A 20109-nucleotide genomic window follows, 5' to 3' on the forward strand; every position below is an offset into this window, starting at 1 on the left:
CATGGAATGGCTGGAGATTTTTTCAGACCCAAATACGCAATGGATCCTGATGGGGTCTATGCTGCTCGGGCTCAGCAGTGGAGTCATCGGCAGTTTTGCTTATCTTCGCAAGCAGGCATTAATGGGGGATGCCCTGGCACATGCGGCGCTTCCAGGTGTATGCATCGCATTTATGCTGACTGGAACTAAATCAATCTTTTTCTTTTTGATTGGTGCGATTATTGCCGGCATTGCTGCAACTTTGTCTATCGGCTTTATAACGAGAAATTCCAGAATAAAGCAGGATGCGGCACTCGGCATCATTCTCTCTGCCTTCTTTGGAATTGGGATTGTCCTTTTGACCCAAATTCAGCATAGCGACAGTGGCAACCAAAGTGGTTTAGATAAATTTTTATTTGGTCATGCAGCTTCCATGATTAAATCAGATGTATATACGATTGCAGGCATAGCTTTGTTCCTAGTATTGGTTTCTATCGTGTTCTTCAAAGAATTCAAGCTGATCTCCTTTGATCCAGGATTTGCGAAAGGCATTGGTCTGCCGATTGTTGCGCTCGACCAATTTATCATGCTGCTGCTTGTCACGGCTGTTGTAATTGGAATTCAGGCGGTAGGCGTCGTTCTTATGGCTGCCTTGTTAATTACGCCAGCAGTTTCGGCAAGATACTGGACAGAAAAACTGCATGTGATGGTGATTTATTCAGGCGTTTTTGGCGCAGTTAGCGGAATTGCTGGAACAATCATTAGTACGATGGCAAACAATTTACCGACTGGTCCATTAATTGTTTTAGCTGCAACCTTTTTATTTATCATCTCTATCTTGTTTGGACCGCGAAGAGGGACGGTAGCTAAATGGAGAATGCGCAGCCAGGCAAAAAAGGATTACAGATATAAAATAGTTAACCAAGAAGTAAAGGAGAAATCCTTATGAATCATTTTTGGATTATTTTAATTGGGGCACTTGTCGGCGGCTCCTGCAGTATACTAGGCTGCTTTCTTGTGTTGAGAAAGATGTCGATGATTGGGGATGCTATCAGTCATTCTGTGCTGCCGGGTATTGTTATTGCTTTTTTGATAAGCGGCACTAGAGACTCTCTTTTCATGATGCTGGGAGCTGCCGCAGTCGGGCTTATCACAGTATTCCTCATACAAATGTTTCAAAATAACGGAGTACAATCTGATGCCTCCATCGGTGTCGTATTCACAGCTCTATTTGCGATTGGTGTGGTGCTCGTTAGCCTGTTCACAAGACAGGTGGATATAGATTTAGATTGTGTTTTATATGGAGAAATAGCTTATGCTCCTTGGGACACACTGCAGATTGGCGAACATAGCCTTGGTCCGAGAGCCGTCTGGGGGATAGGAGCGAGCTTCCTAATTAATGTGCTGGCAGTCAGTTTGTTTTATAAACAGTTTAAGCTGAGCGCATTTGACCCTGCGATGGCAGCAGCACTCGGAATCCCAGTCATGTTCTTCCACTATTTATTGATGGGACTTGTATCTGTCTCGACAGTCGCTTCTTTTGAAAGTGTCGGCGCAATTTTAGTAGTCGGCATGATTATTATTCCAGCAGCGGCCGCCTATTTACTGACAGATAAACTTAGTGCCATGATTATATGGAGTGTCATGATAAGTATTCTTAGTTCAGTTATAGGATACTATTTTGCTTATCTTACAGATACTTCCATAAGTGGTATGATGGTTTCTGTAGCTGGCGTTATTTTTGCATTAGCTTTACTGTTTTCACCAACACATGGAGTTGTCATGAAGAAGTGGAAAAGAGAGAGAATGATAAGCCGAATATGATGGTATGAACATAGTAAGGGAGTATTTTTATATTCAATAATACTTATAAATCTTGCCTAACAGGGGTAAATTAACCAAGTTCATTCTATACAAAAGGAGAGTTAATATTGACTAACATCTATAATCTATACAGCTCAGACGAAGATCACTTAGGCATTAGCAAATCCTTTCATATTCAATGCGATTTACCTCCGCATAAATTCCGCCAAATTATGATGGAGTATCGCCGCAATAACACAGTAGGAGATGACATTCATTCATTTGTCCATTATTTAAAGGAATCATTTCCTGACTCGTTAACTACCTTTGACTATGATGATGTCATCCAGTTTGATGCAGACCAAGAGAATAGTGCGATTCTTGCTAACTTAACAGATCAGATGAATAACTCAATTTAATTTAAATGAACAGCTCTCCCTTCACTTGAAGGGGAGCTGTTTTCTATTAAAAGAAAGCTGAAAAAATTACTTGTTCATTTTTCGGAAGTATTTCTTCTTGCAGGTCTCTATAATAAATAATATAACGGATCTAAGCTAACAGATTTCCTTTGAACCTAAGTGTATAAAACTTACAGAAGAAAATAAATGAACGCTAAATTGAGGTGACTTAAGCAGTGGTTATTTCTGAAAAAAAGAAAGAAGAATTTTATCGAGCATTAGTGGACAAAAATCCACACTATGATGGTATTTTTTTTGCTGGTATTAAAACAACTGGAATCTTCTGTCATGCAACTTGTACTGCCAGAAAGCCAAAGTATGAAAACTGCGAATTTTTTCTAACAGCAGAAGAGGCGCTGTTAGCCGGGTATCGCCCTTGCAAACGTTGTAACCCTTTGTATTATCCTCATAGCATCCCAGAAGAGGTGGAAATATTAGTTGCTGAAATTGAAAGAAACCCTGAAAAGAGGTGGAAAGAAGCAGACTTTCTAGAGTTAGGCATCCATTCGGCTACTGCCAGAAGAAAGTTCAAAGAAATATATGGAATGACATTTGTCCAATATGCCCGCTCCCGCCGTATGGGAATGGCTTTTAAAAAGATTATCTCAGGCAAAAAGGTAATTGACCAACAAGTTTCCTTAGGCTATGAGTCATCTAGCGGGTTTAATGACGCATTTACAAGGATAATGGGCAACCCTCCGAAGAAAACAGCTATTTCGATTATCAATGCTCACATATTCTCCACACCTCTTGGCAATATGATCAGTTTGACTGACGCAAAATATCTATATTTGTTAGAGTTTTTGGATAGGAGAGGACTAGAAAGAGAAATTGAGAAGCTGCGTATAAAGCATAATGCTAGAATTTTACCTGGAAATACAGACATTAATAAAAGTTTAGTTGAACAGTTAAATTTATATTTCTCAGGGAGGTTAAGTCAATTTACAGTTCCTCTTTATAAAAGCGGAACACCTTTTCAAATGAAAGTATGGGATATCCTTACCACCATCCCGCCAGGTCAAACAATCTCCTATCAAGATATTGCTAGCAGATTAGGAAATATAAATCTGGTGAGAGCTGTTGGTAATGCAAACGGGGCCAATCAGATTTCGATCATCATTCCTTGTCATAGAGTCATAAGCGCAAATGGAGACATAGGAGGCTATGGCGGTGGAATACAGCGGAAAAAATATTTACTTAATATAGAAAATTTATATAGTGAATAAAAAGACGGTTTGCTTATGAAAGCAAACCGTCTTTATTTTAAACTTAATTCCTGCCTAATCGCTGATCAAACATTAATTGGACTTGTATACCATATGGATCTTCAATTATTCCGTATGCTTTACTAAATAAGTTAGCGGACAAGGGGACTATTACTTTTACTCTATCGTCTGAAATGAAGTCAAAGAAAATTATCCTTCTATGACCATTCCTATTAAAAACAAAACCGTTATTAAAGGCTGCTATAACAAAGGTGAAGAGCAATTTATAGCCGATTACTTTATCAGATATGGTTGTGATTTAAAATCGGTTAAGCCTGAATCTTTATAACAAACTATTCAAGATAGATTAAAGCAGCTTCAGAATCACAATGACAATATATGGAATTACTCTTCTCCGAAAGGAAATTAAATAGTATAATTTATTTAGTGAAGCTAATTATTAGTGGATATGAGTGGGAGGTAAATATGGATATTAGAGTGCTTGAAAAAAGGGATGCGAAGGCATATAAAAAGTTGAGATTGGAAGCTTTACAAACAAATCCAGCAGCATTTGCATCTAGTTATGAAGAGGAAAAAGACTTCACACTTGAGAATTTTGAAAACAGGTTAACGAATTCATCTGCCTATACTTTTGGAGCATTTGAAGAAGGAGAACTTAATGGTGTTGTTACACTGCAATTAGAGCAAAAGGTTAAATTAAAACATCGAACAAATTTAGTTGCCATGTATGTCACAACTGAAAAACGGGGCAAAGGAATAGCGAAAAAATTAATACAAGAAGCTATAAAAAGAGCGGAAAAGTTAGAAGACATTGAACAAATTTACTTATCAGTTAGTGCAAATAACACGCCTGCTAAAAGTCTCTATAACTCTTTAGGGTTTACTACCTATGGAATAGACCGAAGAGCGCTAAAAATAGACAATACATATCTTGATGAAGAGCTGATGATTTTATTTTTATAATGTTTGATGCTGGCAACTGAAACCTTTTCTTAGTCTCTCCCGTATTAATGGATAATTACATGAAATAGTTGGAGGGAATAAAGTTGACGGAAAAAGGGTGTCTAAAATGTGGCAGCAAGGATGCAGGGAAAAAAGAAGTGGCGATGACAGGAACAGGTTTATCAAAAATGTTTGATCTTCAACATAACACATTTATTGTCGTGTATTGCAAAAAATGCGGTTATTCAGAGTTTTATAATAAGCAAACTTCTGCAGGATCTAATATTCTTGATTTATTTTTTGGTTAAAAATACTAGGGGCATTACTGAAAAAGTGGTGCTGCCTTTTTTTGTGCGTTGGTTGCATCAGGCTGAAGAAATAATGTAAAGGTTAATGACCGCTTGGCAGAGAATTGGAGCAAGTTACTAATATTTAATCGATAAAGTTTAACAATATCTGAAAAACATGAACCAACCATATTACTGGTCGATTCATGTTTTTCAGGTATTCCTAAAGATCCTGTAAGTCTTCTATCGAATTTATATCCATATAAGCAGGAACTACGAGTCCATTCTTTAAACCCGTGAAGTTTGGACCTAGGTCAACGAAGTCACCTTCAAACTTTTCATAATAAGCAGCATGTGTTGTTGGTAAGGCTGCACCTATCATAGCATCGACACTGCCGTCTGCAACACCTGCCCACATTGCACCAGGCTCCACTTGGATTAAGTTGACGGAATAGTCTAATTTATTTTCTAACACGTATTTAACGACATTATTGCTTGCGATGGCGTCAGCCCAAGCTGCATATGTCATTTTTATTTCTTCCCCATTACCAGGCTCTACACCTTCAATCCAGGTATCAACTAAATCAGCATTATCAGCGACCCATTCTTCAGCTGCTTCCTGTTCGGTTTTTCCACTTTGGATTCTTACCATTACATCCTGCATTTCTTCAGGTCCCCATTCGAATTGATCAAGGAACTTATAGGCTTCAGGCAAATCCTCTTTAAACCCATGCCGTACAAGAGTATGTATGTATTCTTCGTCTCCGTAAAGTCCTTTAGGATCTTCAAGCATTTTCAAATCAAATTCATTAAATATCCAGTGTGGGATCCAACCTGTCACAATAATTGGCTCTTCCTTTTTAATTGCTTTTGTTAATTCCGCTGTCATTGCAGTATCGGAGCCTTCTATAACTTCCCATTTTTCATCAAGACCGTAACCTGGCATTACTTTATTTTGTGTAGCATTCATTAGACCAGATCCTGGATCTATCCCAACAATTGTATAATCCAATTCTTCGGCGATAGACCCATTGCTACCTGTTTCTTCACTTCCACATGCGGTTAAACCGACTGATAGAGCTAATGCTGATGTTACTCCGAGAAGTTTTTTTAGCACTAATAAAATCCCCCTTTAATTTGTTTTTAATGTTTCGTAAAGTGTAACGTTAATCTAAATGGAACTCAAAGCGCAGAATATCTCTTAATCTCCTGTAAGCAATGTAGAGATGTAACTATATAACTAACCTGCACTGTATACTCCCTTTTCCTCTATTTTCCTAGCTTATCCTACATGGTGGGTGTATTTTTTCATCTATAGTGTAATGGGTAGGAGGGGAAGCCAGAAAGTAGAAAGATAGCTTGTAATAAGGCATAAAAAAAACGAATGATGTGCATTTTCATTCGTTTTTCGTCGTATATCTGTACTTTTTTCTGGCTTGGCATGATGGTGATTTCGAGCTTTCCGTCAACCATTTATAGCACAGTTTGATTATCTTTAAGATTATTTGAAACCGATGGCTTTCTTTTTACTTCGGGAAACTTATCTTCTGTCAGTTTTTCCGAAATTGAGATGTTATTTAAAGGTGGTATTCAGTTTAGAATGGTGCTTCATTTAATTTCATTGAAGTTGAGGTTTTCAATTGTCGAAGGGTTAGTTCCTAAATATGGTTATAAATGCGAATATAAACGAGCGGAAAATAAAACTAGTAGATTGAGATACTCTAACTTAAGATTCAAGTAATTTTTGTTTTTATTTGTGATAACGGTACTAACTTTACTTTGAAAAAATTAATTATATCTTTTTTTTCTTTCAGTTCAGCATAACCACTGGAGTATATGTAGAGAACTTCATACTCTTTGAATTGAAATATAACAACATCACCTTTTTTTAACATCAACTTCCTCCCTTGTTTCCCACAATTTATTAAAAAAATAAGCAGCCCACAGTAAAAAATATAAAGTAATAAACTGTCTTTTTTACTGTGTGCTGCTTGGATAAACAAAAGCAATATTAAGAAAGCTCGTGGTTTTTCATTACCTTCTCTTCATAGAACAATTTACTCCAAATCTTCCATTTCATTATTTCTAAAGCAAGGTGTATGACTGCAAGATAGGAGATATATAATAAAATTTGGTGGAATAGTGTCATCTCTTTAAAGAACGAGTTGTATTCTCCCCGATACCAGTTGAGGACTAGTGCAAGCACTATTAGTCTGAATAACAATTTCCATGTTATATATTTAAGTGTTAGTTGTTTCATTCGGATTCCCTCTTCAATTCTGTCATTATTGTTTATTCGTGCTGGTTATTATACAAAAAGCTTGTTATGACCGTTTTTTCCACGGCGAATACACTTGTCTGTGTAATAATCATATTTATGCTTGTTCTGAATGAAACATATTATAGCGTTTAAGAACAAAATAATATACCCCCTATAACAAACTTTTATTTTTGATTTTATCCAAAATAATGAGCCAATCCTTGTTTTATTAACTTGATCCAACCGAAAAAAGATATCCAAAGAATCACGCCTGCTAACAGGACGTAGTTAAAGAAATATTTCTTCATTATAAAACTCCTATATTGAAAGTATTAATTTTGGAGAGAATCCTATTAGTGAGAAAGAAAACTTGCATCATCTAAAACATATAACTGTTATGCTAATCAGATTCCTTATCGAAAACCTGAGAGAGGAGTTCGATAAGGAAGAGGAATCTAACAACATGCTATTTCGGAGATGGTAGAAGAAAGAAGCTTGAAAAATTAATTGATTGGGACAAATTAGCTGCATATATAGCTTTAATCGTTCTGAAAGGTAGCTCTATAATTTTGATATACGATCGAGAATTATATTAATGGCGATAACATCATCCAAATAACCGATTGGCAGTATGTAATCTGGAATAACATCTAATGTGCTGACAAAGTAAAAAAGTCCGCTTGCCATTAACAGAAGTTGAGCTGGGCTTCCCTTTTTATATCTAAATTTATAATATAATTCCTCCAGCTGTTGAATAAACGGCCCTTCACTTCCTAATTTCTTCACTTTTTTCTTGAATTGAGTGATTAAATTCTTCTGTTCTTCTGAGGAATGTACATTGTTTGAATAAACATTTATTTGCTTTTCAACTTCTTCAATTTTAAAGGTGTCACTATACATCCCTGATGAGTTAATCATGTTTTGGATAGCATCTATTTTGGCATGCAGTTCAAAATGATTGTCTGCTTCTGTGGATTTCTCTGTATATCCTGCAGCAGTAAATAACTCATAAACGGGAATGTGAAGAGACTCGGAAATAGCCTGCAGGTGCTTTGGGGTGGCCTTTCTTTTTCCACTGATAATTCTTGAAATAGTCGCTTTATCAATATTTGTTTCTAAACTGAGTTTACTCATAGAGATTTTCTGATTTTCTAGGGTGGTTTTTAACAGATGCCCGAGTTTATTTTCATTGATTTCATTACTCGTCATTACATTCAGCCTCCATACTTATAACAATTGAAATATACTATCTTGTTGACAAAATGTCAACGAATATACTAAGCTGTTACTAAATTTACTAACAGAGACAATAATAAACGTAATAATTTCGCTTTAACTCTATTAAAGTAAGTTAATTAGGAGGTTAAAACATGTTTTTAGTTTATTTTATCATCATTTTGATTATACCAGTTTGGGCACAGCTAAGAGTCAAAGGTGCTTACAAAAAGTATTCAAAAATCGAGTCTTCTTCCTTCCTTTCTGGTAGAGAAGTAGCTAGAAAAATACTTGATTCAAACGGTTTATATGATGTTTCAGTGGAAGAAACAGGAGGGGTGCTTTCTGACCATTATGATCCGCGGTCAAAAGTTGTCCGTCTGTCAACGAATAACTATCACGGTCATTCTTTAGCGGCAGCAGCAATTGCGGCTCACGAGGTTGGTCATGCTATTCAAGATCAGCAGGATTATTCTTTTTTAAGAATTAGGCATGCATTAGTACCTGTAGCTAATATTGGGAGTAATTTTTCATGGATACTCATCTTAATTGGCATGATTGCCGGTTTAAGTAATTTCGTGTTGTTAGGCATCATTGCTATGGCAGCAGCGGTATTGTTTCAATTTGTCACATTGCCAGTTGAGTTTAATGCATCTACACGGGCAATGGATGAAGTAGTGTCTTTAGGAATTATCAGTAATGCAGAAGAAAGAGATACCAAAAAGGTGTTAAATGCAGCAGCGTTAACATATGTGGCAGCTGCAGCGGTTGCGGTGTTAGAACTTATCCGTTTAATCCTAATTTATACAGGTATGCAAAGAAACGAAAACTAAAGTTTACTTACCAGTTGTTCATGAAGAGAACTAAATTTAGAAGGTGAAGATTTTGAGAAGCAGAGGAGAAATAAAAAAGAAACGAAAATGGATAAGGAATATACTGTCCATCGTCATCTTGCTGATAGTTATTTGCACGATGTTTATTATTTATCAGTATAAAAGCGGGGTAATCGAATCTACCAAAGATGTGAATAACAAAGGGAAGGATTATGATTTTCTGCCTGCTGAACCACAGTTAGGAGAAATGAATATCCTATTGCTTGGCAGTGACTCTAGAGGAGAGGAGCATTCCCGTTCGGATACATTAATGATAGCTCACTATAATTCGAATAATAATAGCATAAAACTTGCATCCATCATGAGAGATACATATGTTGATATTCCCGGACATGGTCTCCAGAAAATAAACGCAGCATTTGCATTTGGCGGGCCTGAACTGGTTAGACAAACAATAAAAAACAACTTTGATATAGATGTAAATTACTATGCGATTGCTGATTTTAAAGGGTTTTCTAAATTAGTAGATATCATTGCACCTGACGGGATACAGGTTGATATTCCTTATGAAATGTCTTATGGAATTGGTACGGTTTTAAAACCAGGCAGTCAAATTTTGCACGGGAAAGATTTACTTGGTTATGTTCGTTTTCGTCATGACAGATTAAGTGATTTCGGGCGGGTGGAGCGCCAACAGGAAGTAATGTCTAAGCTGAAAGAGCAGGCAATTAGTGCTCATACTATATATAATCTGCCAAAAATTATTGGCCTTGCAACTCCTTATATTGATACAAATTTAGATACCCAATCCATATTGTCCTTAAGCAAAGGGCTGCTTTTAAACAGCACAGACGGATTGGAAAGCTTAAGAATACCCATTCAAGATTCTTACGAGAATGATGTAGTAAATGTAGGGGCTGTTCTAAAGGCAGATTTAGATACAAACAAGGAAGCGTTGAGCTCCTTTTTCAACTAATTTCAACGACAAGTTTAACACTTCCTAAAAACAGTTGTCGTATGGTAACTGTTTTTTATGTGTTTACTCAAAAGGGTTGAAAATAACTATAATTCTCAAGGAGATTTAACAATGGATATTGTCTTAATTATAAAAATGATTATTATCGGTTTAGTTCAGGGCTTTACTGAGCCGATTCCTGTTTCGTCGAGCGGACATGTTATGATAGCCAGTCAGCTTCTTGGGCTGGGAGATCAAGGCTTTACGTTTGCTATTCTCACCAATACGGCCTCTTTGCTTGCTATTCTATTTATCTATAGAAAGGACATTATTAGAATAGCTGTTCATTCGATTAATTACTTAAGAACGAAAGATAGTAAGTATAAGAGTGATTTTCGTTTTGTATGTTATATCGTTATCGGTACAATTCCTGCCGGTGTACTGGGAGTGTTCTTGAATGAGTATATTGCTGACAATGTCAGCATGACTACAATTGCTGTCATGCTGTTTATAACAGGTCTTGCTTTATGGTTTATTCGAAATTTGAAAGGTAGAAAAGGTGAATCTGATATTACAGTTAAGGACGCACTTATTGTTGGTCTTGGTCAGGCTGTTGCTTTAGCCCCGGGAATTAGTCGAAGTGGTGCTACTATCATTTCTGCAATAGCTGTTGGCATTAAACAGGAAACCGCCCTGCGATTCTCCTTTTTATTGTATATTCCAGTAAGTGTTGGCGGGCTTATTCTCGGATTTTCCGACTTTTTAGGCGAACCAAATAAAGCAGATTTAGCTGTCCCTTATTTATCTGCCTTTATCGCAACCCTTATAATGAGTTATTTGGCGATGAAATGGTTTATGGGCATTATGAAAAAAGGCAAGTTAGTCTATTTTACATATTATTGTTTTATCGTAGGAATATTGCTTTTAATATTTTACTAATTTGCCGTACAGATATAACTAATGGTTAGGAGATTAGGATGGGTAAGACATTTTTAAGGAGATTGGATAAGCCAATATTATGTATCATTATAATATTTAGTATCCTCAGCATCCTATTTATTCACAGCAGCGAAGGGATAGGCCAGTATGGTGTTCAAAATTTTGCGCTTAAGCAGGGAATCAGCTATTTACTAGGGTTTGTATTGTTGCTGGTAGTTGCGTATTTGGATGCAGACCAGTTTGAGAGAATTGCTTGGCCCTTTTATTTACTAGGACTTGCCGCAATTATGTTATTGCCTCTTATGCCGTCAAGTATTGCTCCATCCATCTTAGGAGCAAAACGGTGGTACAGTTTTCCGCTATTAGGGTCAATACAGCCTTCGGAGTTTTTTAAAATCGCTTTGCTGCTAGCTGTGTCCCGGTTAGCTTATAAACATAATCTTGTATACTTGAATCGTACAGTTTGGACAGACTTCCTGCTGATTGGTAAAATCCTGATTGTTACCATAATCCCATCCTTGTTTGTTTACCAGCAGCCTGATACTGGAATGGTTGTGCTGTATTTGGCAGGAAGTGCAACAGTGTTATTTATATCCGGGATAAACAAAAAAATTCTCGTGGCAGCTGTGATTCTCCCTGCTGCGGCTGTTACTTTTTTAATGTATATATATTTCCAACATTCTTCTATTCTCTTCGATCAATTAATACCGATGTTAAAACCTCATCAGCAGGAGCGGATTTTAGGCTGGCTTGCACCAGAAGAATATACAGATAATGCCTATCAGACGAAAAAGGCTATACTAGCCGTTGGAAGCGGAGAGCTTAAGGGGAACGGAATAGGCAATAATAAAGTGTATATTCCAGAGAAGCATACAGATTTCATCTTTGCCACAATTGCGGAAGAAGGAGGCTTTATTGCAGCTTCTGTAATCATTGTATTGTTTTTTCTCTTAATGTCTCAAATGGCTATAATTGGCCACAGAGCAGAGACATCATTTGAACTTTATGTATGCTTTGGTTTAATGGCAATGTATTGCCTGCAAATCTTTCAAAATATCGGAATGACGGTTGGCATGATGCCAGTTAAAGGAATATCTCTCCCATTACTATCATATGGAGGAAGCTCCTTGCTTTCCAATATGATTTTTCTAGGAATCATATTATCCATTCGCAAGCCATACAGAAAGTATATGTTTGAGATAAAATAAGTACTGAAACATTTATTTCTTTAAAACGTATATATTAGTAACAAATAGGATTGGTGATGTTGGTTTTATGCATACGAAGAACGAAGCTGCTAAGTTAATCGGTAAACTAGGTTGTTATCTCATTATTGTAGTTGGCGTTTTATTTAACTTAGACTGAAATCCGTTGTTTAGTCGATTTGCAGTGCTTATTTTCATTTTAAAAGCTGCATTAGAATATAAAGAAGTTCAATCGTGCAAGATTAATAAGGAGTCTTAAATGAGAATCCTTGAAAGCTAGATTAATCAGCTCATCTTAGAAGGATATTGGAGGATTATTCATGGGAAAAGCAAGTTGGGCACCATATGTGAAGAAGCTGCTTTGGGTAATAGGCTTAATTATTTTAGCAAGTATATGCTTCCATTTTGACAATCAAATTCAACAAAAAGCAAATGAGCAATTTAATTTTATCCCTGTGATTTGGACAAAATTATTCATTTCGCTTATTTTTGGACTTTATCTTTCCTTAATTTTGGTGAAAAGATGGTCGATAAGTAGAAATTCATCTTTATTATGGTGTGTTGCGGTCCCATGTCTATTACTTTCCATAAGCTTTCCAGTATTGGTAACACTTGCAGCTGCTGGTCATTTACCTGATGTGATATCTAGCTCTCCAGTTATTATGGAACTGCAAAAAATCTTTTCAACTAATATATTAGGTGTAACAGCAGGCTTGACAATGATTATAAGTTTCTTTGGCAATCAAAAAAATTTGTGATGATAATATATAGTAAGAAGAGATGAGATGTCGACATTTTGTCGGCATTTTTTGATAAAAGATATAATCAATGGGTTAATAGTGACTACAATAAGAAATATTAGTAATATGGTCATTGGCAATAAATAACAGTGTTTATCTGAACTTGTTTTGCAAGAGAGAAGGTCTAAGGTAGATAATTATATTCTTGAGTTGAGCGATAACTAATCTTTTTTGACTTACTTAATAAGAAGTCACTTATTATCAGATAAAATTGCCAAAACAAATGGTCCTCTACTACGAATAGTTGGACGTGTTAAGGCAATTACTAAGAAGTACAAAAGTAAAAATAATATATAGGCCATGGAAAATAAATCGAAACATGGTTCTTTACATACCTCTATAGGGTATGTTAAAATATCCTCAAGTAAGGGGGGAGTGTAATGGATAACTCAGTAAAAGGAGAAGCTTGTCATACAGTTGATGGCACCTCTTCTCGTAAAAGTCATCATCCTGAACGGGTAAAAAAGGATTTAACAACAAGATTAAATCGTATAGAAGGCCAAATACGGGGAATTAAAGGGATGATAGACAAGGATGTATACTGTGATGACGTTATTACCCAGATATCTGCGACACAATCAGCATTAAATAGTGTTGCCAAAATCCTCTTGGAAGGTCATTTAAAAGGGTGTGTTGTAGACCGGCTTTCAGAAGGTGATGAAGAGGTTTTAGACGAGTTAGTCGTAACTATCCAAAAATTAATGAAAAAATAAATTTTTTTCGTTTAAATATACCCTTACGTGGTATGAGTATAAATTATAAATGATAAAAGGAGAGACTTAAAATGCAATCTGTAACTTTAAATGTACAAGGAATGTCATGCGGACACTGTGTAAAGGCTGTAGAAGAGAGTGTTGGGGAATTAGAAGGTATTAACCAAGTAAGTGTAAAATTAGATAAAGCATTGGTTGAAGTATCTTTTAATGAAACTCAAGTATCCCTTGATAAAATTAAAGAAACAATCGAAGACCAAGGATATGACGTAGAATAAGAGTGCTGCAACAGCACTCTCTCATTTTATCGAAAATATACCCCATATAGGTATAAGAGAGGTGAATCTTAACATGAGTACAGCAGCAAAAAGTGCAGCTTCTAAAGAAACGAATATTGGAATAACTGGAATGACTTGTGCAGCGTGCGCAACCCGAATTGAAAAAGGGTTAAACAAATTAGAAGGTGTTGAACAAGCAACAGTCAACCTAGCTCTAGAAAAATCAATAATAAAATATGATGCGTCAAAACTAAGTGAAGCAGATTTTGAAAAGAAGATAGAAGCACTTGGCTACGGTGTTGTTAAGCAAAAGGCAGAATTTAATATTACCGGCATGACTTGTGCAGCATGTGCGACGCGTATCGAAAAAGGAATTAATAAAATCCAAGGGGTTGCAAATGCGAACGTCAATTTAGCACTTGAAAAGGCAATGATTGAATTTAATCCTGCAGAAGTATCAGTTGGAGATATTCTTACGAAAGTAGAAAAGCTAGGTTACGGTGCACACCAACAGCAAGACGAAACAGAACAGGTTGATTACCGTGAAAAGCATATTAAAGATCAACAGCGTAAATTCATTATTTCAGCTTTAATATCGTTGCCATTGTTATGGACAATGGTCGCACATTTTTCGTTTACCTCGTTTCTATATGTACCAGACCTTTTAATGAATCCGTGGATTCAATTGATATTGGCAACGCCGGTTCAATTTATTATTGGCAAGCAGTTCTATGTTGGAGCTTATAAAGCGATTCGTAATGGGAGTGCAAATATGGATGTACTTGTTGTCATGGGTACATCAGCAGCGTATTTTTACAGTTTATATCAAGCAATTGTAACTGCTGGAACACACCACGGACCCCATTTATATTTTGAAACAAGTGCAGTATTAATAACACTTATCCTTTTAGGTAAATTATTTGAAGCAAAAGCAAAGGGCCGTTCATCCGAAGCAATTAAAAAATTAATGGGACTTCAAGCTAAAACAGCAATTGTTATACGAGATGGCTCTGAAAAAGAGATACCCGTAGAAGAAGTAGTGATTGGTGACATTGTCTTAGTGAAACCTGGTGAAAAAATCCCCGTTGATGGAGAGGTATTAGACGGGACAACGGCGGTCGATGAATCTATGTTAACAGGTGAAAGTCTGCCAGTGGATAAAAAAGCTGGGGATATGTTGTACGGTTCGACCATTAACAAAAATGGTTTCATTAAAATGACAGCAACAAAAGTTGGCCGTAACACGGCACTAGCCCAAATCATTAAAGTCGTTGAAAATGCACAAGGTTCAAAAGCGCCGATTCAACGTTTGGCTGATCAAATTTCAGGTATTTTCGTACCAATCGTAGTCGGAATTGCAATCATCACTTTCTTAGTCTGGTTTATTTGGGTACACCCAGGTGAGTTTACACCTGCACTAGAGGTATTAATTGCCGTACTTGTCATAGCTTGTCCATGTGCACTTGGCTTAGCTACACCAACTTCCATTATGGCAGGGTCAGGTCGAGCAGCAGAGCTTGGTATCTTATTCAAGGGTGGCGAGCATTTAGAACAAACACAAGGCATTGACACCGTTGTACTCGATAAAACAGGTACAGTTACTCATGGTAAACCAGTATTAACAGATGTTCTAATAGCAGACGGACAAGATGAAGATGAAATTTTAGGACTGATTGGTGCTGCTGAAAAGCAGTCAGAGCACCCATTAGCAGAAGCTATCGTACAAGGAATCAAGGATAAAGGCATAGCCCTTGGTAAGGTTCAATCATTCGAAGCTATACCAGGTTTTGGGGTTCAAGCAACTGTATCTGGTCAAGGTGTTGTCATAGGCACACGGAAACTCATGCAGCAATATGGGATTGATATACAATCCGTTCTACCAGCAATGGAGAAACTAGAGAAGAACGGTAAAACAGCAATGCTTGTTGGAATTAATGGGCAATATGCAGGCTTAGTTGCTGTGGCCGATACAATTAAAGATACATCCAGAGAGGCTGTTCAACGCTTAAAGCAAATAGGCATTACAGTCATTATGATGACAGGAGACAACGAGCGTACAGCACAAGCAATTGGTAAGGAGGTCGGTGTTGACGCTGTTATTGCCGAAGTACTTCCAGAAGGTAAAGCTGAGGAAGTGAAAAAACTACAAAAACAAGGCAAGAAGGTTGCAATGGTCGGAGACGGAATTAATGACGCGCCAGCATTAGCCACTGCTGATATAGGGATGGCTATTGGTACAGGTACTGATGTTGCCATGGAAGCAGCAGATATTACCCTTATTCGTGGTGACCTCAACAGCATTGCGGATGCAATAGTAATGAGTAAAAAAACGATGCGTAATATTAAACAAAACTTATTCTGGGCTTTTGCGTATAACACTATTGGAATTCCCATTGCTGCTGTTGGATTACTGGCACCTTGGGTTGCAGGTGCTGCGATGGCGTTTAGCTCTGTGAGTGTGGTTTTGAATGCATTGCGGTTACAACGAGTTAAGTTGGATAAATAAAAAAGTTGTGATTCTTCTTTATGATATACAGCAGTTTAGGGGTTACGTTCTTTAGAGCGGAATATCAATATGAATGAAGATATTCCGTTGTCTTTATAAACCTTATAATCATATAATTGTGTAAAAAGGATGCGTACCATGCCTATAAATTCTTTTGAAAACTACCCGATGAGCTGGAAACCATCAATCGATAAGAGAGACAAGCCTATCTACCAAACACTGGCAAGACAATTAGAACAGGACGTATTGGGCGGAGTGTTACTTCCTGGAACGAAACTGCCTCCACAGCGGGAACTGGCCGATTATTTAGATTTAAACTTAAGTACTATTTCCAAAGCTTTTAAAGTATGTGAGCTTAAAGGACTGGTAAGTGCGTCTGTGGGAAGCGGCACATTTGTATCATATGATGCGTTATCCAATGCCTATTTATTAGAAGATACAAAGCCGAAGCATTTAATTGAAATGGGAGCAACCTTGCCAGATGATGCTTCTTACGAGCCGCTGATGCTCCAGCTTAAGACGATGCTGCAAGAATCTGACTATGAAAGATGGTTCGGTTATGGAAGAGCAGGCGAAAGCTTATGGCAGAAGGATGCTGCTGTAAAGCTGATGAGAAGAGGTGGGTTTGAAACAACGGTAGATCATATCTTATTTGCCAATGGCGGTCAAAATGCGATAGCTGCTGCATTGGCAAGTTTGTGCAAGCCTGGTGACCGGATTGGTGTGGATCACCATACATATCCGGGCTTAAAAACAGTTGCAGCAATGCTTAGTGTGCAAATAGTGCCAATTAGATCGGAGTACTATCAACTAAGCCCAGAATCGTTTGAACATGCGTGTAAAAATGAAAATATTAAAGGGATTTATATCATTCCTGATTATCATAATCCGACTGCTTCTTTTATGTCTGTTGAAAACCGGGAAAAGATTGCAGCAATAGCCAAAAAGTACAACCAGTTTGTAATAGAAGATGCATCTTACCATCTGCTCAGCAACAACCCGCTGCCTGCTGTAGCATCTTTTGCTCCAGATCAGGTCATCTACATTTCTAGTCTATCTAAATCATTTGCTCCAGGACTTCGATTGGCTTATGTTGCAGTGCCAAAGCAGTTCAAAGAGCCATTATCTAAGGCGCTTTATAATTTAAATATAACGGTGTCACCGCTGTTAGCAGAATTGACGGCAAGAATGATAGTATCTAATCAATTTGAAACTTTGGTTGAGAGCCACCGCGAGCAAAACATTCGCAGGAACAAACTCGCAGATGAATATTTGTCTGACTATACTTGTGTTGGTGACGAAACAGGCATCTTTCGTTGGCTGCTGTTACCAGGGAAGCTAACTGGAGCTGAATTCGAAGCATTAGCCGCACAGAATGGAGTACAAGTATATGCGGCTGAACGCTTTGTTGTTGGCAATAGTTGCCCTGACAGAGCAGTAAGAATTTCAGTCTGTGCCCCTGAATCAATGGAAGAGCTAAAATTAGGCTTGGTTATTTTGAAGCGGTTGTTAGAAACTCCTATATGAATATTGTTCGCCATACAATTATGTTATTGTATGGCTTTTTTAGGGCGTGTTATGATGACTTAAAATCAAGGTATGAATTCATTTGAAAGGCAGGTTAGTTCATGTGACGGATGTTCAATCAGACAAGCTGCAAAGTTACATAACTTCATCAGAAAACTTAAAGTCATTATACAAACGCACTTTAATTATTGTAAGCATTTCGCAAATTTTTGGCGGTGCAGGACTGGCTGCAGGTGTTACGGTAGGAGCACTTCTTGCTCAGCAAATGCTTGGTACAGACGCCTTTGCTGGATTGCCAACGGCTTTATTTACGTTAGGATCCGCAGGAGCAGCATTATTTGTCGGGAGACTATCTCAACGTTTTGGGCGCCGAACCGGTCTTACAGCGGGCTTTATTATTGGCGGGCTTGGAGCAATCGGGGTTATTATTTCAGCTATATTAAATAGCATTATTTTATTATTCCTCTCTCTGCTTATATATGGTGCAGGAACAGCAACGAATTTGCAAGCCAGATATGCAGGAACCGATTTAGCAAATAGTAAACAGCGCGCAAAAGCGGTTAGTATTACCATGGTATTTACAACATTTGGTGCAGTTGCGGGGCCCAATTTAGTAAACGTGATGGGAGATTTCGCCTTATCTAATGGTATTCCGTCACTTGCTGGTCCTTTCATTTTAGCAGCCGTCGCATATATTTTAGCAGGACTAGTTCTGTTTATAATGCTCCGTCCTGATCCATTGCTAACAGCAAGAACAATAGATGCTACTAACCAAATATCTAAAGATAATGTCCAACTAGCAGCAGAAAATACAGAGAATAAACGAGGAATTATTGTTGGTGTAACAATTATGGTACTTACGCAAATTGTTATGATTGCGATTATGACGATGACACCAGTTCATATGAAGCATAATGGTCATGGGCTTGGTTCTGTAGGTTTAGTTATCGGGTTTCATATTGGGGCCATGTATCTGCCCTCCCTGATTACAGGTGTCCTTGTTGATAAATTAGGCCGACCTGTAATGGCGATGGCTTCTGGTATTACGCTGCTTTTGGCAGGTTTAATTTCAGCATTTGCACCAGGAGATTCTATGATTTTATTAGTTATTGCTCTTTGCTTACTTGGGTTAGGATGGAATTTTGGATTAATAAGCGGGACAGCTTTGATTATTGACTCGACTAAAACTTCCACAAGAGCAAAAACGCAAGGTGCAGTTGATGTTTTGATTGCCTTGTCAGGAGCTGCTGGCGGAGCAATGTCTGGAATGATTGTAGCTGGTTCCAATTATGCAACATTATCATTTGCAGGAGGATTTTTATCCTTAGTTTTAATTCCAGTAGTAATCTGGGCTCTTAAAGAGAAAAAATAAACTGGTTTGAGATAGGTGTATAAGACAATGAATAATCCTCCCTTTATTATCAATAATAAAAAAGGGAGGGAATAGTGTGAAGGAAGAACAAAGACTGTTGTTGGAAGAAATTAGAAAAGCAGAAATTGCCCAAAGTGACCGATGGTTAAGCTATTGGCAACAGTACTCTAATATGGATACATGGCAATTTTGGGTGGTATTAATGATGTTTTTACTGCCACTTCTCGTATTAATTCTTTTTATAGACCGAAAAAAGGTTTTTCAACTTGGCTTTTACGGATACGGTATTCATTTATTTTTTGCAATTATTGATTCTTTTGGAGTGATAAAAGGATTATGGATATATCCTTATAAGTTACTTCCTGGGTTGCCAGCAAGTATTGCCCTTGATTCCTCCTTTGTTCCTGTAACGTATATACTTCTATATCAATATATCCTTAATAATAAGAAGAATTATTATATTTGGATGTTAATGCTGTGCTTAGTTTTTGCCTTTTTTCTAAAACCATTAATGGTGGGGCTAGGTTTGTTCCGCTTCGGTGGCAGAGAGAACTTCTTAATGCTGTTTTGGGGATATGTGGCTGTAGCACTAATACCTAAATGGATTACTGATTTTTTTATGTACTTACTAAACAATAATCGCTTTAGTTTACACAATAAATTGCGGAACTTAAAATAGAGCTGCTTATTTTTTGTTGGATTAAAAGTAGGGCACAGACATCACAGCAAGTTAATTTTGGTCACCTAGGCTGGGACATAGGTATGTAAATCTGTATAAAAACCGAACTATTAATCATCAATTGATTAATAG

The 20109-nt window shown here is 37.3% G+C and carries 21 protein-coding genes and 1 pseudogene; 17 read left to right on the forward strand and 5 right to left on the reverse strand.

All coding sequences use genetic code 11. The features are described from left to right. Position 1: 1 nt before the first annotated feature. From LXM54_RS20120 to LXM54_RS20135, 4 genes are all read left to right on the forward strand, one after another. Positions 2–928 (forward strand): metal ABC transporter permease, encoded by a 927-nt coding sequence (locus tag LXM54_RS20120; RefSeq protein WP_233317022.1) that lies wholly within the window; start codon positions 2–4, stop codon positions 926–928. Beyond that, on the forward strand, positions 925–1803 hold the full coding sequence (locus LXM54_RS20125; protein ID WP_233317023.1) for a metal ABC transporter permease: 879 nt from the start codon (positions 925–927) through the stop codon (positions 1801–1803). The genes LXM54_RS20120 and LXM54_RS20125 overlap by 4 nt, the downstream gene beginning before the upstream one ends. Positions 1804–1910: 107 nt before the next feature. Beyond that, positions 1911–2201: a hypothetical protein gene (locus LXM54_RS20130; protein ID WP_233317024.1), complete on the forward strand. Its 291-nt coding sequence runs from the start codon at positions 1911–1913 to the stop codon at positions 2199–2201. 215 nt (positions 2202–2416) lie between these two features. After that, complete coding sequence (locus LXM54_RS20135) at positions 2417–3466, forward strand: bifunctional transcriptional activator/DNA repair enzyme AdaA (RefSeq protein WP_233317025.1); 1050 nt, start codon at positions 2417–2419, stop codon at positions 3464–3466. Positions 3467–3509: 43 nt separating this feature from the next. On the opposite strand, the pseudogene LXM54_RS20140 reads toward LXM54_RS20135, so the two are convergent. Then, a pseudogene (locus LXM54_RS20140) lies at positions 3510–3641 on the reverse strand (VOC family protein); the annotation flags it as partial. Between the two features lie 290 nt (positions 3642–3931). On the opposite strand from LXM54_RS20140, the gene LXM54_RS20145 reads away from it, so the two are divergent. Both LXM54_RS20145 and LXM54_RS20150 read left to right on the forward strand, forming a co-directional pair. Next, positions 3932–4429, forward strand: coding sequence for a GNAT family N-acetyltransferase (locus LXM54_RS20145; RefSeq protein ID WP_233317026.1), 498 nt, complete (start codon positions 3932–3934; stop codon positions 4427–4429). An 83-nt stretch (positions 4430–4512) separates the two neighbouring features. Continuing rightward, positions 4513–4716, forward strand: coding sequence for a zinc ribbon domain-containing protein (locus LXM54_RS20150; RefSeq protein WP_233317027.1), 204 nt, complete (start codon positions 4513–4515; stop codon positions 4714–4716). Between the two features lie 202 nt (positions 4717–4918). Here the strand turns inward: LXM54_RS20150 and LXM54_RS20155 are convergent, their stop codons facing one another. The 4 genes from LXM54_RS20155 to LXM54_RS20170 all read right to left on the reverse strand — a co-directional run bounded on the left by LXM54_RS20155 (position 4919) and on the right by LXM54_RS20170 (position 8164). Next, the gene (locus LXM54_RS20155) at positions 4919–5812 is read right to left on the reverse strand and encodes a glycine betaine ABC transporter substrate-binding protein (protein ID WP_233317028.1); all 894 of its coding nucleotides are present in this window, start codon (positions 5810–5812) and stop codon (positions 4919–4921) included. Positions 5813–6428: 616 nt separating this feature from the next. Beyond that, positions 6429–6590, reverse strand: coding sequence for a hypothetical protein (locus LXM54_RS20160; protein ID WP_233317029.1), 162 nt, complete (start codon positions 6588–6590; stop codon positions 6429–6431). Between the two features lie 116 nt (positions 6591–6706). Continuing rightward, a complete protein-coding gene (locus tag LXM54_RS20165) occupies positions 6707–6955 on the reverse strand; it encodes a hypothetical protein (protein WP_233317030.1) in 249 nt (82 codons plus the stop codon). A gap of 561 nt (positions 6956–7516) precedes the next feature. Beyond that, entirely contained in the window at positions 7517–8164 is a 648-nt protein-coding gene (locus tag LXM54_RS20170) for a DUF1232 domain-containing protein (RefSeq protein ID WP_233317031.1), read from the reverse strand. A 161-nt stretch (positions 8165–8325) separates the two neighbouring features. Between LXM54_RS20170 and LXM54_RS20175 the strand changes: the two genes are divergently transcribed. The 11 genes from LXM54_RS20175 (at position 8326) to LXM54_RS20225 (ending at position 19977) form a co-directional block, all read left to right on the forward strand. Then, entirely contained in the window at positions 8326–9003 is a 678-nt protein-coding gene (locus LXM54_RS20175) for a zinc metallopeptidase (protein ID WP_233317032.1), read from the forward strand. Positions 9004–9055: 52 nt separating this feature from the next. Beyond that, entirely contained in the window at positions 9056–9979 is a 924-nt protein-coding gene (locus LXM54_RS20180; protein ID WP_233317033.1) for an LCP family protein, read from the forward strand. Between the two features lie 111 nt (positions 9980–10090). Beyond that, entirely contained in the window at positions 10091–10897 is an 807-nt protein-coding gene (locus LXM54_RS20185; protein WP_233317034.1) for an undecaprenyl-diphosphate phosphatase, read from the forward strand. A 38-nt stretch (positions 10898–10935) separates the two neighbouring features. Then, complete coding sequence (locus tag LXM54_RS20190; protein ID WP_233317035.1) at positions 10936–12105, forward strand: FtsW/RodA/SpoVE family cell cycle protein; 1170 nt, start codon at positions 10936–10938, stop codon at positions 12103–12105. 317 nt (positions 12106–12422) lie between these two features. Then, complete coding sequence (locus LXM54_RS20195) at positions 12423–12860, forward strand: hypothetical protein (protein ID WP_233317036.1); 438 nt, start codon at positions 12423–12425, stop codon at positions 12858–12860. Positions 12861–13282: 422 nt separating this feature from the next. Further along, complete coding sequence (locus tag LXM54_RS20200) at positions 13283–13615, forward strand: metal-sensitive transcriptional regulator (RefSeq protein WP_233317037.1); 333 nt, start codon at positions 13283–13285, stop codon at positions 13613–13615. Positions 13616–13686: 71 nt separating this feature from the next. Further along, entirely contained in the window at positions 13687–13893 is a 207-nt protein-coding gene (gene copZ / locus LXM54_RS20205) for a copper chaperone CopZ (RefSeq protein ID WP_233317038.1), read from the forward strand. Positions 13894–13966: 73 nt separating this feature from the next. After that, entirely contained in the window at positions 13967–16399 is a 2433-nt protein-coding gene (locus LXM54_RS20210; protein WP_233317039.1) for a heavy metal translocating P-type ATPase, read from the forward strand. A 138-nt stretch (positions 16400–16537) separates the two neighbouring features. After that, the gene (locus LXM54_RS20215; RefSeq protein WP_233317040.1) at positions 16538–17926 is read left to right on the forward strand and encodes an aminotransferase-like domain-containing protein; all 1389 of its coding nucleotides are present in this window, start codon (positions 16538–16540) and stop codon (positions 17924–17926) included. 76 nt (positions 17927–18002) lie between these two features. After that, positions 18003–19298 carry an MFS transporter gene (locus LXM54_RS20220; RefSeq protein WP_233317080.1) on the forward strand — a complete coding sequence of 432 codons (1296 nt, stop codon included), beginning with the start codon at positions 18003–18005 and terminating at the stop codon, positions 19296–19298. A gap of 76 nt (positions 19299–19374) precedes the next feature. Beyond that, complete coding sequence (locus LXM54_RS20225; RefSeq protein ID WP_233317041.1) at positions 19375–19977, forward strand: CBO0543 family protein; 603 nt, start codon at positions 19375–19377, stop codon at positions 19975–19977. Positions 19978–20109 lie beyond the last annotated feature (132 nt).

The sequence above is a fragment of the Bacillus sp. Au-Bac7 genome, assembly GCF_021341655.1.
In the GTDB taxonomy this organism is placed as follows: Bacteria; Bacillota; Bacilli; order Bacillales; family Cytobacillaceae; genus Niallia.

What these genes read in the sequence shown, in the direction of transcription:
- LXM54_RS20120 (WP_233317022.1), top strand. Translation starts at nt 2, where the DNA reads ATGGAATGGCTGGAGATTTTTTCAGACCCAAATACGCAATGGATCCTG.
- LXM54_RS20125 (WP_233317023.1), top strand. Translation starts at nt 925, where the DNA reads ATGAATCATTTTTGGATTATTTTAATTGGGGCACTTGTCGGCGGCTCC.
- LXM54_RS20145 (WP_233317026.1), top strand. Translation starts at nt 3,932, where the DNA reads ATGGATATTAGAGTGCTTGAAAAAAGGGATGCGAAGGCATATAAAAAG.
- LXM54_RS20160 (WP_233317029.1), bottom strand. Translation starts at nt 6,590, where the DNA reads ATGTTAAAAAAAGGTGATGTTGTTATATTTCAATTCAAAGAGTATGAA.
- LXM54_RS20165 (WP_233317030.1), bottom strand. Translation starts at nt 6,955, where the DNA reads ATGAAACAACTAACACTTAAATATATAACATGGAAATTGTTATTCAGA.
- LXM54_RS20170 (WP_233317031.1), bottom strand. Translation starts at nt 8,164, where the DNA reads ATGACGAGTAATGAAATCAATGAAAATAAACTCGGGCATCTGTTAAAA.
- LXM54_RS20175 (WP_233317032.1), top strand. Translation starts at nt 8,326, where the DNA reads ATGTTTTTAGTTTATTTTATCATCATTTTGATTATACCAGTTTGGGCA.
- LXM54_RS20185 (WP_233317034.1), top strand. Translation starts at nt 10,091, where the DNA reads ATGGATATTGTCTTAATTATAAAAATGATTATTATCGGTTTAGTTCAG.
- LXM54_RS20190 (WP_233317035.1), top strand. Translation starts at nt 10,936, where the DNA reads ATGGGTAAGACATTTTTAAGGAGATTGGATAAGCCAATATTATGTATC.
- LXM54_RS20195 (WP_233317036.1), top strand. Translation starts at nt 12,423, where the DNA reads ATGGGAAAAGCAAGTTGGGCACCATATGTGAAGAAGCTGCTTTGGGTA.
- LXM54_RS20200 (WP_233317037.1), top strand. Translation starts at nt 13,283, where the DNA reads ATGGATAACTCAGTAAAAGGAGAAGCTTGTCATACAGTTGATGGCACC.
- copZ (WP_233317038.1), top strand. Translation starts at nt 13,687, where the DNA reads ATGCAATCTGTAACTTTAAATGTACAAGGAATGTCATGCGGACACTGT.
- LXM54_RS20210 (WP_233317039.1), top strand. Translation starts at nt 13,967, where the DNA reads ATGAGTACAGCAGCAAAAAGTGCAGCTTCTAAAGAAACGAATATTGGA.
- LXM54_RS20215 (WP_233317040.1), top strand. Translation starts at nt 16,538, where the DNA reads ATGCCTATAAATTCTTTTGAAAACTACCCGATGAGCTGGAAACCATCA.